Here is a 17085-nt window from a genome sequence, read left to right on the forward strand (position 1 = left end):
ACAAAAGCAGTCACTAGGCTTTCGTCTTCCTCGGCTTCAGATACCGCATCAGCCCCTGAAACCAGATCACCAGCGCCGGGCTGCCCTTGATCTGGATCGACTTGTCCTGAATCCCGTTCATGAACGCCAGCTGCTTGTTCTTGGCCTGCATGGTGGCGAAGCCATAGGCGGCGTCCTTGAAGGCGATGGCGAAGGCCGGGGTGGGGTAAGTGCCAGAGTGGCTGGTGATGCGCTGATTTTTCACGGTGAAATGCCGGGCGACCTTGCCGTCCAGGGTTTGCAGCTGGAACACCAGCTCCTTGTCGCCCAACTGCTGCTGGAACGCTGGATTGGTCCGGCTGGCCTTGCCCATCAAGAACCCCAGCATCCACAGCAGAAAACGAAATTTCATGGGCACAGCCTCGTCAGAAAAGATGAATGGCTGGCAGTTTAGCGATTCTTCGGCACAACGCCATCATCGAATCACGTTGGCGAGAGATGAATAGCTTTTCATGAAAGATGACTGCTAAGTCACGGCATAGCGCCGAAAGATCTCTTTTTCGATCCATTCTGTCCAAGGCGCCTGGCTGAATGCGTTAGCCAGCCTGAGCGAGGGACTTGCTCCCTCACCGCGAACCGGTCCGGCTCCCGGGGCCGGAACGTTGAACAGATCGAAAGTGGGCGGCCGGCTCATTGAACAAAAATGCAGACCGGCACCGTACAAGCCCCTTTCTGGCCCGTCACGGTGATGTATTTGATAGGGGTAGGGCTGTTATCCGGGAGCAGGATATTGATAGGAACCTCAGGATAACTTTCGCTGTTATAACTCTGCGTAGGCTCGACTTTCTGAGACAGACCTTTCTGGCTGACCACGATGGAGACCTTACTTCTATTCCAGACCTGCGCCGTGGTGGTGGCTACAGCAGCTGCGCCCGAAGCCGGAACGGCCGCTTCAGGCACCGCGCCCTGGGTGGCGGGCTCGGGGGTTGGCACGATGGCTGTCGCCGTCTCGGCGTTCGTGGACTGCATGGAAAACGCTAGAAACAAGGCTGCAACGTGGATCGAATGCTTGATGGCCATTTTTTCCGTGTGTCCTTGTAAAGTGCCAATGTGCGAAACCAGCGCCCTTTCCTGCAAATACGCTTCTTTTGACGCATGACTGTCATTCAACAATCAATGCAGATGGGTGTCACCTGTAGTAACTGACAGGTCGCCATCTCTGGTTTTCGCGAAAGATGCCTAAAAGATCGCAGCCCCCGGCAGCTCCTACATCGGTTTCTGTAGGAGCTGCCGGAGGCTGCGATCTTTTGATTTCTTGTCCCTGCCAACCCCTCGGATATTTCCTTCAAAACGTCGGGCTGTTCATGAACTAGGCAGGGCGCTGGTGCGCCGCTAACCTTTGTTCGTCATCGCAAAAAACGGTGACACGGACGTGCAAGTCCGGTTTGGTACGCAATTGGTTATGGCTATTGACCGAGCATTTTTTTATGCTCGCGTCCGTTATGGCGATTGTGCGTGGGAGGCCTTCGGGTCTGCCGGCGGTACCGGACCGGTCTTGCACACCTACGCACAGTTGCCACCTCTTCGAATGCAAGCGAAAGGATGGCAACTCCAACTCTGGTACATAAATATGGTCAAGCCGTCACCTAACCCGCCGCAAAGCGGCCACAAATCCCGCGTCGAAACCCTCGAAGCCAAAAAACACGAAGACGCCGCCACCCGCGCCCTCGACTACTACCTCAACCCCCCACCCTCCCCGCCTGAAGCCGACAAGCACCAGCTCTTCATCGTCGCCCCCCACATCGACACCGAAACGCTGCTGGCCAATGCCTCCGAAGACCTGCAATCGATCAGCACCATCGCCGCCGACCTGGCCGATGACGTCGACGACTCACGCCGCTGCATCGCCCTGGCGATCAGTCGCATGGCCGATGGGGTTCAGTTGTTGGTGGAGCGGGCGTTGGATCGTCTGGAAGCGCAGGAGACGGCGGCGGGGTAATCTCGGCAGGAATGGCGCCATCGCGAGCAAGCTTTGCTCCCACAGGTTCAACTCCACAGCCGAAAGTGACAGGTTGGCTATAAGACCGCCTTGCTTTTGCTTTTGCTTTTGCTTTTGCTTTGCTTTGCTTTGCTTTTGATCTTCAGGCCCCATTAACCACGACGGCCGAACGCAGGCATTGCGTAGTGGGCATCCCGGCATGGATGCCGGGTTAGCCGCGCTGGGCCATGGATGGCCCTTCGCGGCGGGCCCACGGAGCAATGCCGGAGTGAGGGCATGCCGAGCCTAGGCGAGGCACCGAGTGGTGGGGCCAAGCCTTTTTTGCTTACTTTTTTTGGCGTCTGAAAAAAAGTGAGCCGCCGTAAGGGCGGAACCCTAAGTGGCCGTTACCGCAGCAATGGATATGTACTCGACGCAAGACCGCCATCGCGAGCAGGCTCGCTCCCACAAGGGAATCGGGGATAACGCGGATACTGCGGCCAACACAAAACAACTGTGGGAGCGAGCCTGCTCGCGATGGCGGGGTGTCAGTCGGCAGCGATACCAACTGAACCGACGCTATCGCGAGCAAGCTTTGCTCCCACAGGTTCAACTCCACAGCCGAAAGTGACAGGTCGGCTATAAGGCCGCCTTGCTTTTGCTTTGCTTTGCTTTTGATCTTCAGGCCCCATTAACCACGACGGCCGAACGCAGGCATTGCGCAGTGGGCATCCCGGCATGGATGCCGGGATAGCCGCGCTGGGCCATGGATGGCCCTTCGCGGCGGGCCCACGGAGCAATGCCGGAGTGAGGGCATGCCGAGCCTAGGCGAGGCACCGAGTGGTGGGGCCAAGCCTTTTTTGCTTACTTTTTTTGGCGTCTGAAAAAAAGTGAGCCGCCGTAAGGGCGGAACCCTAAGTGGCCGTTACCGCAGCAATGGATATGTACTCGACGCAAGACCGCCATCGCGAGCAGGCTCGCTCCCACAAGGGAATCGGGGATAACGCGGATACTGCGGCCAACACAAAACAACTGTGGGAGCGAGCCCGCTCGCGATGACGCGGGACCAGTCGACATTGAAGCCAACTGAACCGACGCCATCGCGAGCAGGCTCGCTCCCACAGGGTTTATGCAGTGATCAAATGATCAGCAGCAATCACTCAATCAAACATTCGGGCAAGGAACCGGTGCCCAGTCGCCCAGGTCCGGGTTTTTGCACATGCTGTTGACTTGAGTATTGCCAGCGCTGGCGACCTGCTTGCTTTCATCCTGCTTGGCCTTGGCGGTCTGCAGGGTTTTCTCGGTGGTGACCGCTTCTTTCGGCACGGTTGGCAGCACAGGCTTTTTCGCCGGTTTCACGGTTTTCTTGGTCTTGGTGGTCGGCGCTACGACTGGGGTGGTTTCGGCGGTTGCCACGGTGACCACGTCAGTGCGCTGTACGCCCACTTGCTGCAGGTCTTTCTCGTAGGCCTGGGTGTAGTTGTTCAGGTCTTCGGAGGCTTTGCCGTTGACCGCGACGATCAGGTCGTTGGACTCTTTCAGGCCGGCGACGATTTCCGCCAGGCGCTTGCGGCCTTCGGTGTCGTTGACGGTCTTGGCCTTGCGGTCGGCGACCAGTTTGGTGAACGCGCTCTGGTAGCACTGCTGCGAAGCCTTGGCGTAGGCGGTGCTGCGGTCGATGTCGCCCACACGCTTGTTGACGTCGGCGGCGTAGGAGGCGATGCGCTGGTTGTCATCGGCGATCTGCTTCTGGCGCTCGTTGTAGTAACCCACTGCACCACCGGCCAGGGCGCCGCCCGCGGCACCGATGGCGGCGTTGCGGCCACGGTCTTCCTTGTCGGCGGTCAGGGCGCCCAGCAGCGCACCACCGACGGCACCGACGGCGGCACCGGTGACGACCGACTGGGTCATGTTGCCTTCGGTGGCGCGCAGGTGCTGCACGGGCTCGTAGCAGTTAGGGTAGTACTCGACCTTGGTGCTCGACGCGACCTTGGATGTCGGCGACGTCGCGCAACCGGTCAGTACGGTGCTGAAACCGACAGCGACCATCAGCAAGTGACGCTTGGAAACCGAAGCAAAAGGTTTACGGGAGAAAAGCATAGTTGTGTTCTCTTTTAAGTTTTGACCAACCCAGCACGGCCGACGCCGCCTGGGTTCCCTCCAAGCTTGCCAACACTGAGCGCTCAAGACCGCAGGGCGCTCGTTGCCAGCAATTCCTTCAATATCGCCGCCGGGTCGGCTCGTTTTTGTTGACGATAATCCCCGACATGACGAACGAATAAGGTCGCGCGCGCCACCAGGCTCTTGCCCAGCACCGGCTTGCGCTCCATCTCCTCCTTGATGCGTTGAAACTGCGCCTGGATCACGGCATCGGTGTAGCGCGTGCCGGTCGCCAGGTTGTCGATATAGATCGCCACCGCGCCATCCAGCGCGCTGCGGCCGTTGTCGATGGCCGTGGCAAACAGTTGCGCGCTGGCATCGTCCTTGGCGTCCACCGCCGTCTGGTAACTGCGTTGCAGATTGGTCAGGCGGATGTTGTAGTTGTTGACGGTCTCGGCCACCAGGGCCGCCGACTGGATCAGGTTGCCGGCCGCTTCCTCGCGCTGCTGGGCGATGAGCGAGACGTTGCGCTTGAGCTCTTCGTTGACCAGTCCCAGTTCGGCTTGCAGGCGCGGGTCGACGCTGGCGGCGATGATGCTGTCCAGGCGTTTGGTCGGATCCTGGGCGTCGTCGATGGCATCGGTCAGGGACGCGAGGCGGCCTTCTTTCTGCCATTGGGCGAACAGTTCCTTGTAGCGCGAACGTGGTGCCGACAACGCCCCGACGGCCACCCGGAAGCCGGTGGTTTCGTTGCTCTGCTCGGTGCCGTCGGCAGCGAACAAGGGGTATTCGCGACGCATGCCGGTGAACAACGTGCCCTCGCCTTCCAGGTAGTTACCGCCCTTGACCACGAAACCACCGTAGGCGCCCTGGCGCCGTCCGGAATGCACCAGTTGGAAGGATTCCTGAACCATCTCGGCCGCGTTGCCGATCACGTCGAACAAGCCAACGGGGTTTGGCAACTTGGTGCCGATAGGCATCAGTCGTGCGGCCTGGCCCGTGCCGCCGGCCACTTGGTTGAACACCGCCCAATCGGCCAATGGCCCGTCGCTTTCACTGCCCTCCAGGCGCCGTGGGAACAGGCGCCCTTCCAGGTCCTGGCGGCTGACGGCCTGTCCGCCACGGGCGGCGAATTCCCACTCGACTTCGGTGGGCAGGCGCACGAAGCCCAGCCCGCCGTCTTCGGCGGAGGTGCCGCGGCCGCTCACCGGCAGCAGGTCCTTGTGGTATTTCATCAGCCAGGCGCTGTACACCGCCGAGAAACGCTCGGCCTCGAACTTCGACAGCTTCACCTTGGGCAAGCGCCCGGCCATGCCCTGGGGCAGCTCGGCTTGCAAGGCTTCGCAAGCCGGTGCAGGTTCGCCGCTGGCCAGGGACTGCGCCTGGGCCATGACCTGGGCGTACTGCCGCGCCGTAACTTCGTATTTGCCGATGAAATACAGCATCGGCTTGAGCGGCGTCTGGGCGTCGGTCTTGGGCATCAACGGCGTGATGGTCTTGTTCCAGTCCTTGGGCAGGTCCTTGAGGGTGAACTGGCCGTTGATGAAGTCGCGTCGATAGCCGGAAATGAACGACTGTTGATAACCGGCCTCGCCCTCGCTGAACGGGTAGCCCAGGCTGATCTCGCGGTCGTCCAGAGTGCCCTGGGCGAGGATGTAGACGTAACGGAACACCATCTGTCCGTCACACGGCAGCGGCAGGCTGACGTCATCGGGTAACGGCTTGGGATTGTCCAGCTTGTCGCTGCCTTCATCGGCGCTTGCCAGGTTGCTCAGAGCGGCCAGACTGGCCAGGCTCAGCGCCACGGCGGCGCCCAATAACTTATACATCGCGAATTCCTTCAGAAGCCTGGATGCGCGCCACCCGCCAGCCGCCACAGGCCGCCGCCACGGCGCTGACGCCGAGCACGGCCACCAGGGCCAGGGTGTAGTGACGCAGCAGCAGATGGCTGGCGTACTCACCCGGCATCTGCGCAAATAAATGATTCAGCCCCGACTGCGCCAAGCCGTACAGCCCGACGCTCAGCACAGCTGCAAGGCCGGCGCTGTACAGCGCCTGCAACACCACGAACAGCAACAGCGCGGCGGTGGACACCCCCAGCAGGCGCAGCACCGACAGCTCCCGCCGCTTGCGCTCGACCGCTGCCAGCGCCCCGGCAAAAATCGCCGCGAACGCCCCCGCCAACGCCAACCCGGCGATGATCCAGAACACGATCGACAGGTTGCGGCTCAACGATTGCACTTGTGCGATGGTCTGGGCCTGAGTCGACACCAACAGATTCTGCGCCGCGAAATACTGCCGCAGCGGCTCCACATCGCCGAGGCTGCGGGCGTACAAGCGAAACGCCGGATAGACACGCTGCCCGGCCACCCCCACCGCCTCGCCCGGCCAGCCGAACGCGGGCACGGCACGCCCGTCGCGGTAATCCTCAGCCGCTTCCAGCAAGGCCAGCGGCGCGAACAACCCATCACGGGCGAAGGCTTCCAGCGGCAACACGTGCAGCACCCGGACCCGGGTCCGCTGCGCCTCACTGCGACCGGCCACCTGCCGACCGAAACTGGCCTGCAACCAATCGCCGGCCTTGGCGCCGAGCTTTTCGGCAGCGGTCTGGCTGAGCACGACCTCGTCCAGTCCTTGGGGCAACGGCAGATGTTCGAGCAGCGGGTCGTTGGCGGCGGTGGGGATCATCTCGACGGTGACGGCCGCCGTCGCGTTGTTCAGGTCCGCCGTTGCGGCGATCTGCCGGGTGCGCGGAAGGGCGAATGACACATCGCTGCGCTGGCCCAACTGCTCGATGAACTCGGCGCTGAAGCGACCACCACCCAGAGGAATGATTTCCCGGGTGGCCGGGTCGCTCTGCAGGCGCTCGGTCAGGCTGCTGACCAGACCGAATTTCAGCCCGAACAGCACCAACAACGGTGCCACCACCGCCACCAAGGCCAGCACCGAGCAGGCCGACAGCCAGGCGTCGTTGCGATAGTCTTGCCAGGCCAGGGAAGCCACCAGCGCGCTGCGCATCAGCAAGCCTCCCCAAGGGTGGCGGTGACACCGCCGTCGACGTCGCGACGACAACTGATGCGCCGCACCTGCAAGCCGCTGGCGCGGGCCAGGGCTTCATCGTGGGTGGCAACCACGCAGCACACGCCGCTGTCGCGGGCCTGGGTCACCAGCAACTGCATGACCCGCTCGGCGTTCAACGGGTCGAGGGCCGCCGTCGGCTCATCCGCCAGCAGCAGCCGTGGACCGTGGGCCAGGGCCCGGGCACAACTGACCCGCTGGCGCTGGCCGACGGACAGGTCCGCCGGTTTCTTGTCCAGTTGATCGGCAATATCCAGTTGCCCAGCCAGGCGCGTCACGCTGCCGTCATCCTTCAAGCCCAGCAGTTTGCGCGACAACTCGATGTTGCCACGCACCGTCAGGAACCCGAGTAAACCGCCGGTTTGCAGCACATAGCCCAGGTGCCGACTGCGCAGCTGCGCCAGCTCACTTTGCTCGGCGCCGCGCCACAGCCGGGCGATGTCCAGCGTGGTATTGGCAGGGGTAAAGTCGAACTGCCCGGCCTGATCCGGTGCAAGCACCAACGCCAGCATATCCAGCAAGGTGCTCTTGCCGCAGCCGCTGGGGCCGACCAGTGCCAATTGCTCACCGGCACGCAGTTGCAGCCGTGGAATCACCAGGCTGTAGCGTTGGCTGCCGGCACCCCGGCTTTTGTGCACTGCGCTCAGGCTCAGCATCATGGCAAGGTCGACAATGGAACACGGTACAGGGCATCGCCCGGCTCGGCGTCGCCGAAGCGCACCCAGTTGGCGAGGTCGTTGTGGAAGGTTTCGTAGAGACGGATTTTCGAATCCAGCTCGTCGATGAAGTCTTCCTGCTCGGCCACGCTCAAGGACAGCCACAGGTCCTGGGTCATGTTCAGCGACTTGCTGCGGTACGGCAGCCCTTCCAGGTACTCGCCCAGGATGCCGCCGTCGGCCAGGTTGCCGCCCTTGCGCAAGGCGGAAGGGTCGCGGCTCATGTAGGCACTGGCGCTGGCGATTTCCTGGAAGAAATCCTTGGGCGAACTCTGGGTCTTGCGGGCCGCGTCGACGATCAGTTTCAGCGACTGTTGCAGGTCGTTGAGCTGCAGCTTGGTCAGCATCACGCAGACCTGGAACGCCGGCAGCGCCGGGTTGGTCAGGTCGCGGTCGGCGGTCCAGGCGCTGACCAGTTGCGGTGCCTGGCTGGCGGCCTTGTGGCCGAGGAAATCCATGTGCATGGCATAGCCGACCGCCGCCGATTTGTCGGCCAGGCTCGGCGCGGCGCCCAACTGCGGAACTGCCTGCTCCTTGTTGCTGCGTACCTGGTGCACCAGGTCGGCGAATACCGTGCCGATCTCGTCCACCCGCTCGCCCAGCTTGCGCACATCTGCGCCCGCGACGGGAATGTACAGGTCGCCGATCTGCGGGTTCGCGTCGGCGGTCAGGGTGCGGTATTGGCTCTGGGCACCGGCGTGGGTTTTCTTGCCGGCGTCGCTGAGCAGGTGCAGGGCGTAGATCTTGATCTGCTTGCCCAGGGCCGCCTGACGCACTTCGGCTTCGTTCATCTGCGTGGTGGAAAAGGGATCGTTCTTGCGCAAGGCACCGGCGTCGGTAACGAGCAGGATCAGGCGCCCACCATAACCGGACCAGTCCATGTTCTCGACCGCTTCCATGACCCCGGCAAACGCATCCTCGTTGAACGAATGGCTCGACACCGTTGACGCCTTGACCTGCCGTGCAAGGTCGAGGAAGCGTTGCGGGTCACGGCCCTGCTCCAGGGTGATCAGGGTCTTGGCGACGTATTCCAGGCCCGGGGTTTTCTTGGTGCTGTTGCGGAACCCCACCAAGCCGAAGCTGACGCTGTCCAGCTCGCCGCGCTCGGCGATGCGGGTCTGCAGCTCATGGACCACGTCGCGCACCTGATCGATGTAGGGCTGCATGGACACGGTGGTGTCCACCACCAGGACCACAGCAGTGCGGAACGCATCGGCATTGGCGGTCAGGATCGGCGTGTTGTTGGACGCTGCCCGAGGGGTGTTGCCAGGGTCGATGGAGGCCACGTTGAGCAACTGCACCGGCTGGCCATTCTCGTCAAAGCTTTCGCGAGAGTCGAAAATCGGCAACAGGTAGAACTGGTTCTGCGGCACGGCGCTGGCGGCCGGCTCCAGGGCCAGCACTTGCTGGTTATCCTCGCGGTTCTGCTGGGCCTTGAGCAGCACGTTCTTGGCATTCGACGGGTTGGCCAGCAGCTTTTCCACTTCACCAGGCTGACGCAGGAACATCACCGGCGCCCGGCCGGAACGTTCGGTGAACTTGAGCACCAGGCTCTGTTTCCAGTCGCTGACCTGGGCAGCCGGCAACCAGCCGTCGCTGCGTCCGTCCGTGGCGGCGCCGACCCGCATCCACTCGCTGCCATTGACGTCCTTGCGCTGATACACGTACAGCACCGAGAACGCCGGCAGCTCCTTGCCCGGCGCGGCGCCCGGTTCGGCGGCAAGTTTCGCCCCCGGTTTGCTCAGCACTCGCTGGAACAGGGTTTTCTTGCCAGCCATCAACAACGGACGCTGGCCGCCATCGGCTTCCGTCGCCACGGGAGGATTGACCGGCGGGGCCACGGGCGGCTTGACCGGTGGCGCGTCGGGGCTCTTCATCGGAGGTGTCTCAGGCGCTTTGACCGGCGGCTTGCTGGACGAGGCCGTGGATGCCACGGACTGCTTGCTGGTTTTGCCGCTGTCACCGGACAACCACCAATACCCCGCGCCACCCAATGCCAACGCCACGGCCACCGCGACAGCGGCCAGGGCAAACACCGGGGTCTTGCGTGGCTGCGCAGCGGTAGGTCGCTGGGGCGGGCTGACCGGTGGCGCGGTTGGTTTCGGTTGTGGCGCCGGTTGTGATTGGGGCTGCGCGGGGCCGCTCGGGATGTCGATGGACATCGGCGTCAATCCCGCCAGGTCATCGCGACTCGATTGCGGCGGCACGGGCAGCGGCAATGGTCGGATCAGGGTCGCCTCAGCCGAATCCGCGGGCAGGTTATCCAGGGCCCGCAACAGCGCCGCCGCATCCGGGAAGCGTTCCGCCGGGTCCTTCGCCAACAGCTTGCGCAGCACGTCCTGGTAACGGCCGTGGTGCACCGGTAGCTCCGGCAGCGGTTCGGTCAGGTGGGCCAGGGCCGTGGACAGCGCATCGTTGCCGGTATACGGCAGCTTGCCGACAAGAATTTCGTAGAGCACCACACCCAGGGCATACAAGTCGGCGCGGCCATCGATGTCCTGGCCACGGGCCTGTTCCGGGCTCATGTAGCTGGGCGTGCCTACCGCGAAACCGGCCTGGGTGAATTGGGTGCGGTCGTCCAGGGACTTGGCGATGCCGAAGTCCGAGAGCACCGCCGTGCCATCGGCGCGGAACAGGATGTTCGCCGGCTTGACGTCACGGTGCACCAGGCCCAGCCCATGGGCGTAGCCCAGGGCCGAGGCGATCTGGCGAATGTAGATCAGGCCCTGCTCCGGCGACAGGCCAGCGGCGATGCGCTCCTTGAGCGTGCCGTTGGGCAGGTATTCCATCGCCATGTAATACAGCTCACCGACATTGCCGATGTCATGGATGGTGACCGTGTGCGGGTGCGACAGGCGCGCCAGGGTCTTGCCTTCGCGCAGGAAGCGCTCGCAGAACGTCGGATCGGCAGCCAGGGCGGCCGCCATGACCTTGAGCGCCACCTTGCGCTCCAGGGAACGCTGGGTCGCCAGGTACACGCTGGCCATCGCGCCTTCGCCAATCTCGCCGTCGATGTCGTAGCCGGGGATCTGGATGTTCGAAACGGGATTCATGACGGCACCTTCACAACCACCACGGTGATGTTGTCCGGGGCACCGCGCATCAGGCCCAGGGAGACCAGGCTGCTGGCGATTTCGCCCGGTTCGTCGTGGCTCAGCACTTCGCGGATTTCTTCGTCTTCAACGGTCTTGGTCAGCCCGTCGCTGCACAGCAGGTAGCTGTCGCCCGGCACCAGCAGCAGCTCGGTCATCGCCACGTTCAACTGCGCCTCGACACCGATGGCGCGGGTGACGATGTTGGCCCGTGGATGCACTCGGGCTTCGGCTTCGCTGAGCAGGCCGCTGTCCTGCAGGTCCTGGACGTAGCTGTGATCCCGGGAGATGCCTTCCAGCACGCCGTCGCGCAGGCGGTACAAGCGGCTGTCGCCGGCCCACAGGCACATGCCGCGCAGGTCACGGGTGGCGAGTACCACCACGGTGCTACCCATCATGGTCACGCCACGGTTGGCGGTTTCTTCACGCACGGCGGCGTTGACCCGCTGCAGGTCGCTTTGCAGCGCCGCGACGTATTCGTCCAACGAACGGCCCACGGCAATGTTGCGCAGGCTGTCGACGATCAGGCTGCTGACGTAGTCGCCCGCCGCGTGCCCGCCCATGCCATCGGCGACCACCCACAGACCGTTTTCCGGCAGGTCCAGACACGCATCTTCGTTGACCTGACGGACCATGCCGACATGGCTTTTGCTTGCAGACTTGCAGGCTTTCCCAGCACTTGGACGCATCTACACAACACCTTCTTGGCCGAGCAAAAATTGCGCAAAGTCAGCGGCGGCCGGCAGGCCCTGGCAGCGCATCAAACCGGGCGCGATGCGCTCCGAACCCTGGCCCCACCACAGGCTCGCCCCTTCGCAGGCCGACTCGGCCAGGGCGCTCATGCGCCGCTGCGGGTCGGTGGCATCGAAGCGATGCAGGCTGGCAAACCGGCTGCTGGGCACCCGTGGCAGAAACATCGGACTGCCAAGGTTTTCCAGTTCCGCGCCGAAGGCTTCGAACGTGGCCTCTACGCTCAATGTGCTCAGCAACAGGTTCTCCACCCGCTCGAACCACCCGTCCGCACCGCCGACCACCGACGCCGGGTCCGCATCGGGCTCCAGCAGCACCGCGACAGTCAGCGGAAAATAGCGCCCGACCCGGTCGATGCTCGGCATCACCACCCCAACCGCAGCGTCCGGCCCACACACGCCGGGGGCGACCATGAAGCGCCACAGCGGGCTGACCAGATAGGCATCCAGCCAACGCTCGCCGAGGCTGGTCTGGCTGGCAAGCAAACCCGCCGCCAACCACGAGTCCCACGGACCGATAAAGCTCTGGGGCAAGCCACGGCTGACAAAGTCCCCGCGGCTGGCCAACTTTCCATAGAAACCCGCTGTACTCATAGCCGCTCCGGCAGGCTGAAGCCGCTGAGCACGCGGCTCTTGAACGGGTTGAAGGCACTGTTGGCCCGCAACTCGTAGGAAGCGCTGGCGTTATCGACCCGCAGCCGCAGGTTGAAGCGGTCCGGCGAGTTGCCGGCGGTCAGGTCCGACTGCTCCAGCAACCGGAACCAGGCCCATGGCCCGTCCAGGGTGATGCCGGAGCGCCCGCTGGAAGACGGCGGCATGACCGAGATCCGCACCACGCCAATGCTGCCCGGATTAGGCCACTGCATGGCAGTCGGGCGACTCGGGCCGTGGTCGTAGCTCAACTGCTGGCCGTCGAGATCGAGCAGGAACTGGGTGATGGTCGAGTCCATCGCCACCGGCTTGAGTTCGAAACGCACCATCGGCTGGGTGCCGCCGGAACGGAAGAACGCATCGCGAATGGCCGCCGCGCGCTGGAAGGTCTGCAGCACGCCAGGGGCGATGCCGAGCTTCTGCGCCGCGCCCGGCTGCCAACGCCAGGTCGGCGTGGAGGTGTCGACGTAGGGTTGCAGGTACTTGCGGAAGTAGTTGTCCATCACCCCGCCGACGCCGAAGAACTGGCCGAAGTCATCGAGGGTTGCGTCCCGCGCACTGCCTGGCGACATCGGATAGCGCCCGGCCAGGGACTGGCGGTAGATGTTCACCACTTCGCTGGTCCAGGCGGCGTTCAGTTGATTGCGCACCCCGCCCATCATGCTGTTGGTGGTGGAGTTGACCACTGACTTGACCAGCCCCTGCACCAACGGCGGCTGACGTTCGGCGTTGAGGCTGACCCGGGTAGCGGCTGCCGCGGCCTGGTTCTTGGCCTCGCCGAGCAAGGCGTCGCCGCTGGCCCCGACCATGGCACTGACCTGAACATACAGCGCGTTCATGTCGGCCAGCAGGCCATCGATGGCGGCCGGTTCACCGTCGTTTTTGCTGACGATGCTGTTGAGCTCGGCAAAGTGCGCCGTGATCGGATCATCGCTGGCCTGCGGCGCGCTTTGCGTCGCCTGCTCCTGGCCGAGCAGATTGCCCAGACGTTCCTTGAGCTTGTCCACGCCGCCTTCCACTGGCGCGCCCTGGGCGGCCAGCAGGCGTTCGTCCTGTTGCAGGTCGGTTTCCTTCGCCACCGCCACCAACAGTTTTTTCAATGGCGAGGTCGGCCCGGAAATCACCCGCAGTACATCGGCGGCCTGGGCCACGCTGGTGATCGGCACGAAATCGATGTCGGCGAGCAAGGCGTCCCACTGGCGCTGATAGTCCTGGAAGTACAGCCGGCGCACATCGGCGGCCAGGCTGGCAACGTTCTGCTGATCGGCCTCTTCGTGCCCCAGCACCCATTGCTCTTCAGCCAGGGTGCCGGTCTGGCTCAGGCTGGTGAGCAAGAAGCCCTGGCGGTAACCCTTGACGGTGAAGAACCCGCTCAGAGGCTCGCCCAACGGCTTGCCGCTCTTGCGACTGAACACCAGCGCGGCGTCACGCCCGGCGGCTTCGTTGATACGGAAGTCCGGGATGCCTTCGGGCAGCTTCTGCCGTTTGATCCGGTCGTAGACACGCTGGGCCACGGGCAGCTGTTGCAATTGCCGACGCAGGTCTTCGATCAGCCGTGGGTCCAGCCGTGCAGTAGGCGGGTGACGTTCGAACAGCGCTTGCAGATGCTCGCTCAGGGCCACCCGTTGTTCGGCCGGCAAGTCACGGGGCAGGCTGCGATCCCAGTCCAGGGCGATCCAGGCCTTGATGAAGTCGGCGTCGTAATGCTCGTTGTCGGCGAGCATCAGATAGGCCTTCAAGCCTTCGTAGAGGAAGTCCGAATTGCCGCCGCTGTGCAGTTGCTCTTCGATGCGCGTCAGCAGGCGCGGCGCGAACACCGCGATCAGCAACTTGCGATAGACGCTGCCTGACTCGGCTTCCAGCATGTCGCCCTGGTACAGGCCCAGGCCTTCGGCCCAGTCCGGCGCATCCCCCGCCAGGTGTTTCACGGCGTTGAGCAACGGCAGCACTGCGAGCACATCGCGCTGTGCCGGGCTGAGGTTCTGCACGGTCTGGCCCAGTGGCGCGACCTTCTGGTCGACCTGGGCGATGTACGCCTGGTTGGCGCGATAACTGACCCACCACAAGCTGCCGACCACTAGTACCACCACCACGGTGGAGGCCAGTACGCCACGGGCGATCCATTTGCGCCGACGCTCGACCTTCGGATCGACGCCCACCAGCCCACGCTCGGCGAAGGCCACAGCGGTAAAGAGTTTTTCGATGAAGTAGCTGCGCCCGGTGCCGGTCTGGCGTGCCAGATGCTGGCGGTCCAGGTTCATGCTCTGGGCCATGGAACCGATCAGTCGGTCGATCGGGCTGCCTTCCTGGGTGCCGCTGGTGAAATACACACCGCGCAGCAGTACGCGCTCTTCGAAGGCGTTGGGCTTGAACACGCCTTCGAGGAAGCTTTGCAAGCAATCCTTCAACGCGCCGAACTGCTGCGGGAAACCGTAGATCAGATCACGCCGCGCCGGGTCACGTTCCTGTTGCAGGCGTTCTACCAGACGGTCGTTGAGGCGTTGCTCCAGACCGACGAATTCGCTTTGCAGGTGCGCCAGCGGACTGTCGTTGCTCTTGCCGTCGTCGAGGGCGAAGGTCATGCCCCAGACCTGGGCGCGCTCTTCCTTGCTCAGGGTGTCGAAATACTCCATGAACCCGGGCACCAGATCGAGCTTGGTCAGCATCAGGTAGACCGGGAAGCGCACGCCCAACTGGGTGTACAACTCCTGGATGCGCAGGCGAATCGCCGCGGCATGGGCGGCGCGCTCGGCGTCGCTGCCCAGCAGCAGGTCGGACAGGCTGATGGCGATGAACGCACCGTCAATCGGACGCCGGGCCCGCTGTTTTTTCAGCAGGCCCAGGAAGCCCAGCCAGGCGGCCTTGTCGATGGCCGCGTCGCTGTCCTGGGTGGTGTAGCGCCCGGCGGTGTCGAGTAGCACGGCTTGATCGGTGAACCACCAATCGCAATTACGGGTACCACCGACGCCACGCACCGCGCCAGCGCCCAACTGGGCAGCCAACGGGAAATGCAGCCCGGAGTTAACCAACGCGGTGGTCTTGCCCGAACCCGGCGGGCCAATGATCACGTACCACGGCAGCTCGTAGAGGTTACGGCGCTCGTCACCGCCCAGCTTGGCCTTTTTCAAGAGTGCCAGGGCTTCGTCCATGCGTTGGCGCAGGGTTTCGAGCTCTTCGGCGGTGGCGATGCTGGTGGGGTCGGGTGGCGTCTGCTCGGCCAGGCTGCGCATGACTTCGGCGGCCTGGCGACGGGCCTGGATGATGCGGAACACGCGGTAGGCGATCCACACCGCGAACACCAGGATGATCAATGCCCAGCGCCGGCCTTCGGGCACCAGCCAGTCCAGCAGCGGGCCGACGAACCAGATGATCAGGCTCAGGGCAATCAGCCCCAGCAACGGGATGACCCAGCGGATCATGAAACTGAAAAACGCCTTCACTCGACTCCCTCCGCCAATACGGTGATTTCAACCCGACGGTTGCGTGCACGCCCTTCCGTGGTGGCGTTGGACGCCAGTGGTTCAGTGTCGCTACGGCCTTCGGCGCTGAAGCGCTCAGGCTGGCCGGTCTTGGCCGACAGAATCTGCAGCACCGACTGCGCCCGCGCTTCGGACAGCGCCCAGTTGGACGGGAAACGCAACGTGGCAATCGGACGGTTGTCGCTGTGGCCGGTCACCAGGACCTGGCCCTTGACCTTGCGCACCGCCTCGGCAATGCGCAGCATCAACGGCTCGAAATCGTCCTTGATGCTGGCGCTGCCCGAGGCGAACAGTTCGTCGCCACGGATGGTCACCACCGAACGGTCGACGGCGTCTTCCACAGCGATGCGGCCAGCCCTGATTTCATCGGCCAGGAAACCGGCCAGGCGGGGTCGCTCGATCACTTTCGGCTGCACCACGGGGCGGTCGATGGTCTGCACCGGGATCTCGCCGAGGAAATGAATGTTCTTGAACACCGGTTCGGCATCGGAGGCGAGTTTCATGCGCAGGCCGAACAACAGCGCCAGCAGCAAGGCCGCGCCGATGGCCACGGCGATCCACGGCGGCATGAATTGCGCCAGGCGGTCGCGGGCCACGGTGACGCCGCGCCAGTGTGGCGACAACTCGCGTTCGTAGTCGCCACGGGCACTGCGGATCACCGCACTGGTGCGTTCGCGCAACGCTTCGAGTTGGCTGCGACCGTCGTTCATCACCCGGTAACGCCCCTCGAAACCGAGGCACATGCACAGGTACAACAGCTCCAGCAGGTACAAGCGTTCCCGTGGACTTTGCAGGCAATGCTCCAGCAGCTGGAACACCTTCTCGCCACCCCAGGCTTCGTTGTGCACGGTGATCAACAGGCTCTGCTTGCCCCAATCGCTGGTGCCGCCCCACGGCGTGCTCAACACCGCTTCATCCAACGCAGTGCACAGGGCGTAGCGGGCCAGCAGCACGTCGTTGCGCACCACGCCGGCAGCCTCGGCGCGTTCCTCGAACTGGCGCAGGTACGCCAGCAGTTGTGCGCGCAGGCTGGCCGGTGCCGGATGCGCAATGGTATTGCGCAAGCGCGTCAGCAGGGCCAGCAGCGGGCCGGCGGCGCTTTCCAGCGGATTGAGGCCTTGGGCCTTGCCAGTCAGGACCGGCGCGGCCGGCATCGACAGCGGCGCGGGTGCTGGCTGCGGGCGTCCGGCATCCGGGCGGAACGGATCCGCGCCACGGCCACCGGGCGTTGGCATGAACTGGGTACGATCGTCGTTGCTCATC

General features: G+C 63.8%; 12 protein-coding genes. 1 reads left to right on the forward strand and 11 read right to left on the reverse strand.

Going from position 1 to position 17085, the window contains the following annotated elements; genetic code table 11:
* Window positions 1–13: 13 nt before the first annotated feature.
* Together PCOSP_RS28495 and PCOSP_RS28500 are read right to left on the reverse strand one after the other, a co-directional pair.
* Complete coding sequence (locus PCOSP_RS28495) at window positions 14–391, reverse strand: helicase (RefSeq protein ID WP_464709961.1); 378 nt, start codon at window positions 389–391, stop codon at window positions 14–16.
* 278 nt (window positions 392–669) lie between these two features.
* On the reverse strand, window positions 670–1149 hold the full coding sequence (locus PCOSP_RS28500) for a hypothetical protein (protein WP_464709962.1): 480 nt from the start codon (window positions 1147–1149) through the stop codon (window positions 670–672).
* Window positions 1150–1609: 460 nt separating this feature from the next.
* Between PCOSP_RS28500 and PCOSP_RS28505 the strand changes: the two genes are divergently transcribed.
* Entirely contained in the window at window positions 1610–1978 is a 369-nt protein-coding gene (locus PCOSP_RS28505) for a DUF6124 family protein (protein ID WP_464709963.1), read from the forward strand.
* A 1143-nt stretch (window positions 1979–3121) separates the two neighbouring features.
* Here PCOSP_RS28505 and tagQ read toward each other — a convergent pair.
* The 9 genes from tagQ to PCOSP_RS28550 all read right to left on the reverse strand — a co-directional run bounded on the left by tagQ (window position 3122) and on the right by PCOSP_RS28550 (window position 17084).
* Window positions 3122–4057, reverse strand: a complete 936-nt coding sequence (gene tagQ / locus PCOSP_RS28510; protein ID WP_464709964.1) for a type VI secretion system-associated lipoprotein TagQ — start codon at window positions 4055–4057, stop codon at window positions 3122–3124.
* Window positions 4058–4140: 83 nt separating this feature from the next.
* The gene (locus PCOSP_RS28515; protein ID WP_139641196.1) at window positions 4141–5886 is read right to left on the reverse strand and encodes a formylglycine-generating enzyme family protein; all 1746 of its coding nucleotides are present in this window, start codon (window positions 5884–5886) and stop codon (window positions 4141–4143) included.
* Complete coding sequence (locus tag PCOSP_RS28520) at window positions 5879–7075, reverse strand: ABC transporter permease (protein ID WP_139641198.1); 1197 nt, start codon at window positions 7073–7075, stop codon at window positions 5879–5881. The genes PCOSP_RS28515 and PCOSP_RS28520 overlap by 8 nt, the downstream gene beginning before the upstream one ends.
* A complete protein-coding gene (locus tag PCOSP_RS28525; RefSeq protein ID WP_464712011.1) occupies window positions 7075–7791 on the reverse strand; it encodes an ABC transporter ATP-binding protein in 717 nt (238 codons plus the stop codon). The genes PCOSP_RS28520 and PCOSP_RS28525 overlap by 1 nt, the downstream gene beginning before the upstream one ends.
* Window positions 7791–10904, reverse strand: coding sequence for a serine/threonine-protein kinase (locus PCOSP_RS28530; protein ID WP_464709965.1), 3114 nt, complete (start codon window positions 10902–10904; stop codon window positions 7791–7793). Before PCOSP_RS28530 ends, PCOSP_RS28525 begins: the two co-directional genes overlap by 1 nt.
* On the reverse strand, window positions 10901–11632 hold the full coding sequence (locus PCOSP_RS28535; protein WP_139641203.1) for a PP2C family protein-serine/threonine phosphatase: 732 nt from the start codon (window positions 11630–11632) through the stop codon (window positions 10901–10903). Before PCOSP_RS28535 ends, PCOSP_RS28530 begins: the two co-directional genes overlap by 4 nt.
* Entirely contained in the window at window positions 11633–12286 is a 654-nt protein-coding gene (gene tagF / locus PCOSP_RS28540) for a type VI secretion system-associated protein TagF (protein ID WP_139641205.1), read from the reverse strand.
* On the reverse strand, window positions 12283–15783 hold the full coding sequence (gene tssM / locus PCOSP_RS28545) for a type VI secretion system membrane subunit TssM (RefSeq protein WP_464709966.1): 3501 nt from the start codon (window positions 15781–15783) through the stop codon (window positions 12283–12285). Before tssM ends, tagF begins: the two co-directional genes overlap by 4 nt.
* Window positions 15780–17084: a DotU family type VI secretion system protein gene (locus PCOSP_RS28550; protein ID WP_175364129.1), complete on the reverse strand. Its 1305-nt coding sequence runs from the start codon at window positions 17082–17084 to the stop codon at window positions 15780–15782. The genes tssM and PCOSP_RS28550 overlap by 4 nt, the downstream gene beginning before the upstream one ends.
* Window position 17085: the final 1 nt, after the last annotated feature.

The sequence above is a fragment of the Pseudomonas sp. MAFF 730105 genome, from assembly GCF_055380705.1.

Coding starts and splice junctions, on each gene's coding strand:
- PCOSP_RS28495 (WP_464709961.1), bottom strand. CDS start 391: ATGAAATTTCGTTTTCTGCTGTGGATGCTGGGGTTCTTGATGGGCAAG.
- PCOSP_RS28505 (WP_464709963.1), top strand. CDS start 1,610: ATGGTCAAGCCGTCACCTAACCCGCCGCAAAGCGGCCACAAATCCCGC.
- tagQ (WP_464709964.1), bottom strand. CDS start 4,057: ATGCTTTTCTCCCGTAAACCTTTTGCTTCGGTTTCCAAGCGTCACTTG.
- PCOSP_RS28515 (WP_139641196.1), bottom strand. CDS start 5,886: ATGTATAAGTTATTGGGCGCCGCCGTGGCGCTGAGCCTGGCCAGTCTG.
- PCOSP_RS28520 (WP_139641198.1), bottom strand. CDS start 7,075: ATGCGCAGCGCGCTGGTGGCTTCCCTGGCCTGGCAAGACTATCGCAAC.
- PCOSP_RS28525 (WP_464712011.1), bottom strand. CDS start 7,791: ATGCTGAGCCTGAGCGCAGTGCACAAAAGCCGGGGTGCCGGCAGCCAA.
- PCOSP_RS28530 (WP_464709965.1), bottom strand. CDS start 10,904: ATGAATCCCGTTTCGAACATCCAGATCCCCGGCTACGACATCGACGGC.
- PCOSP_RS28535 (WP_139641203.1), bottom strand. CDS start 11,632: ATGCGTCCAAGTGCTGGGAAAGCCTGCAAGTCTGCAAGCAAAAGCCAT.
- tagF (WP_139641205.1), bottom strand. CDS start 12,286: ATGAGTACAGCGGGTTTCTATGGAAAGTTGGCCAGCCGCGGGGACTTT.
- PCOSP_RS28550 (WP_175364129.1), bottom strand. CDS start 17,084: ATGAGCAACGACGATCGTACCCAGTTCATGCCAACGCCCGGTGGCCGT.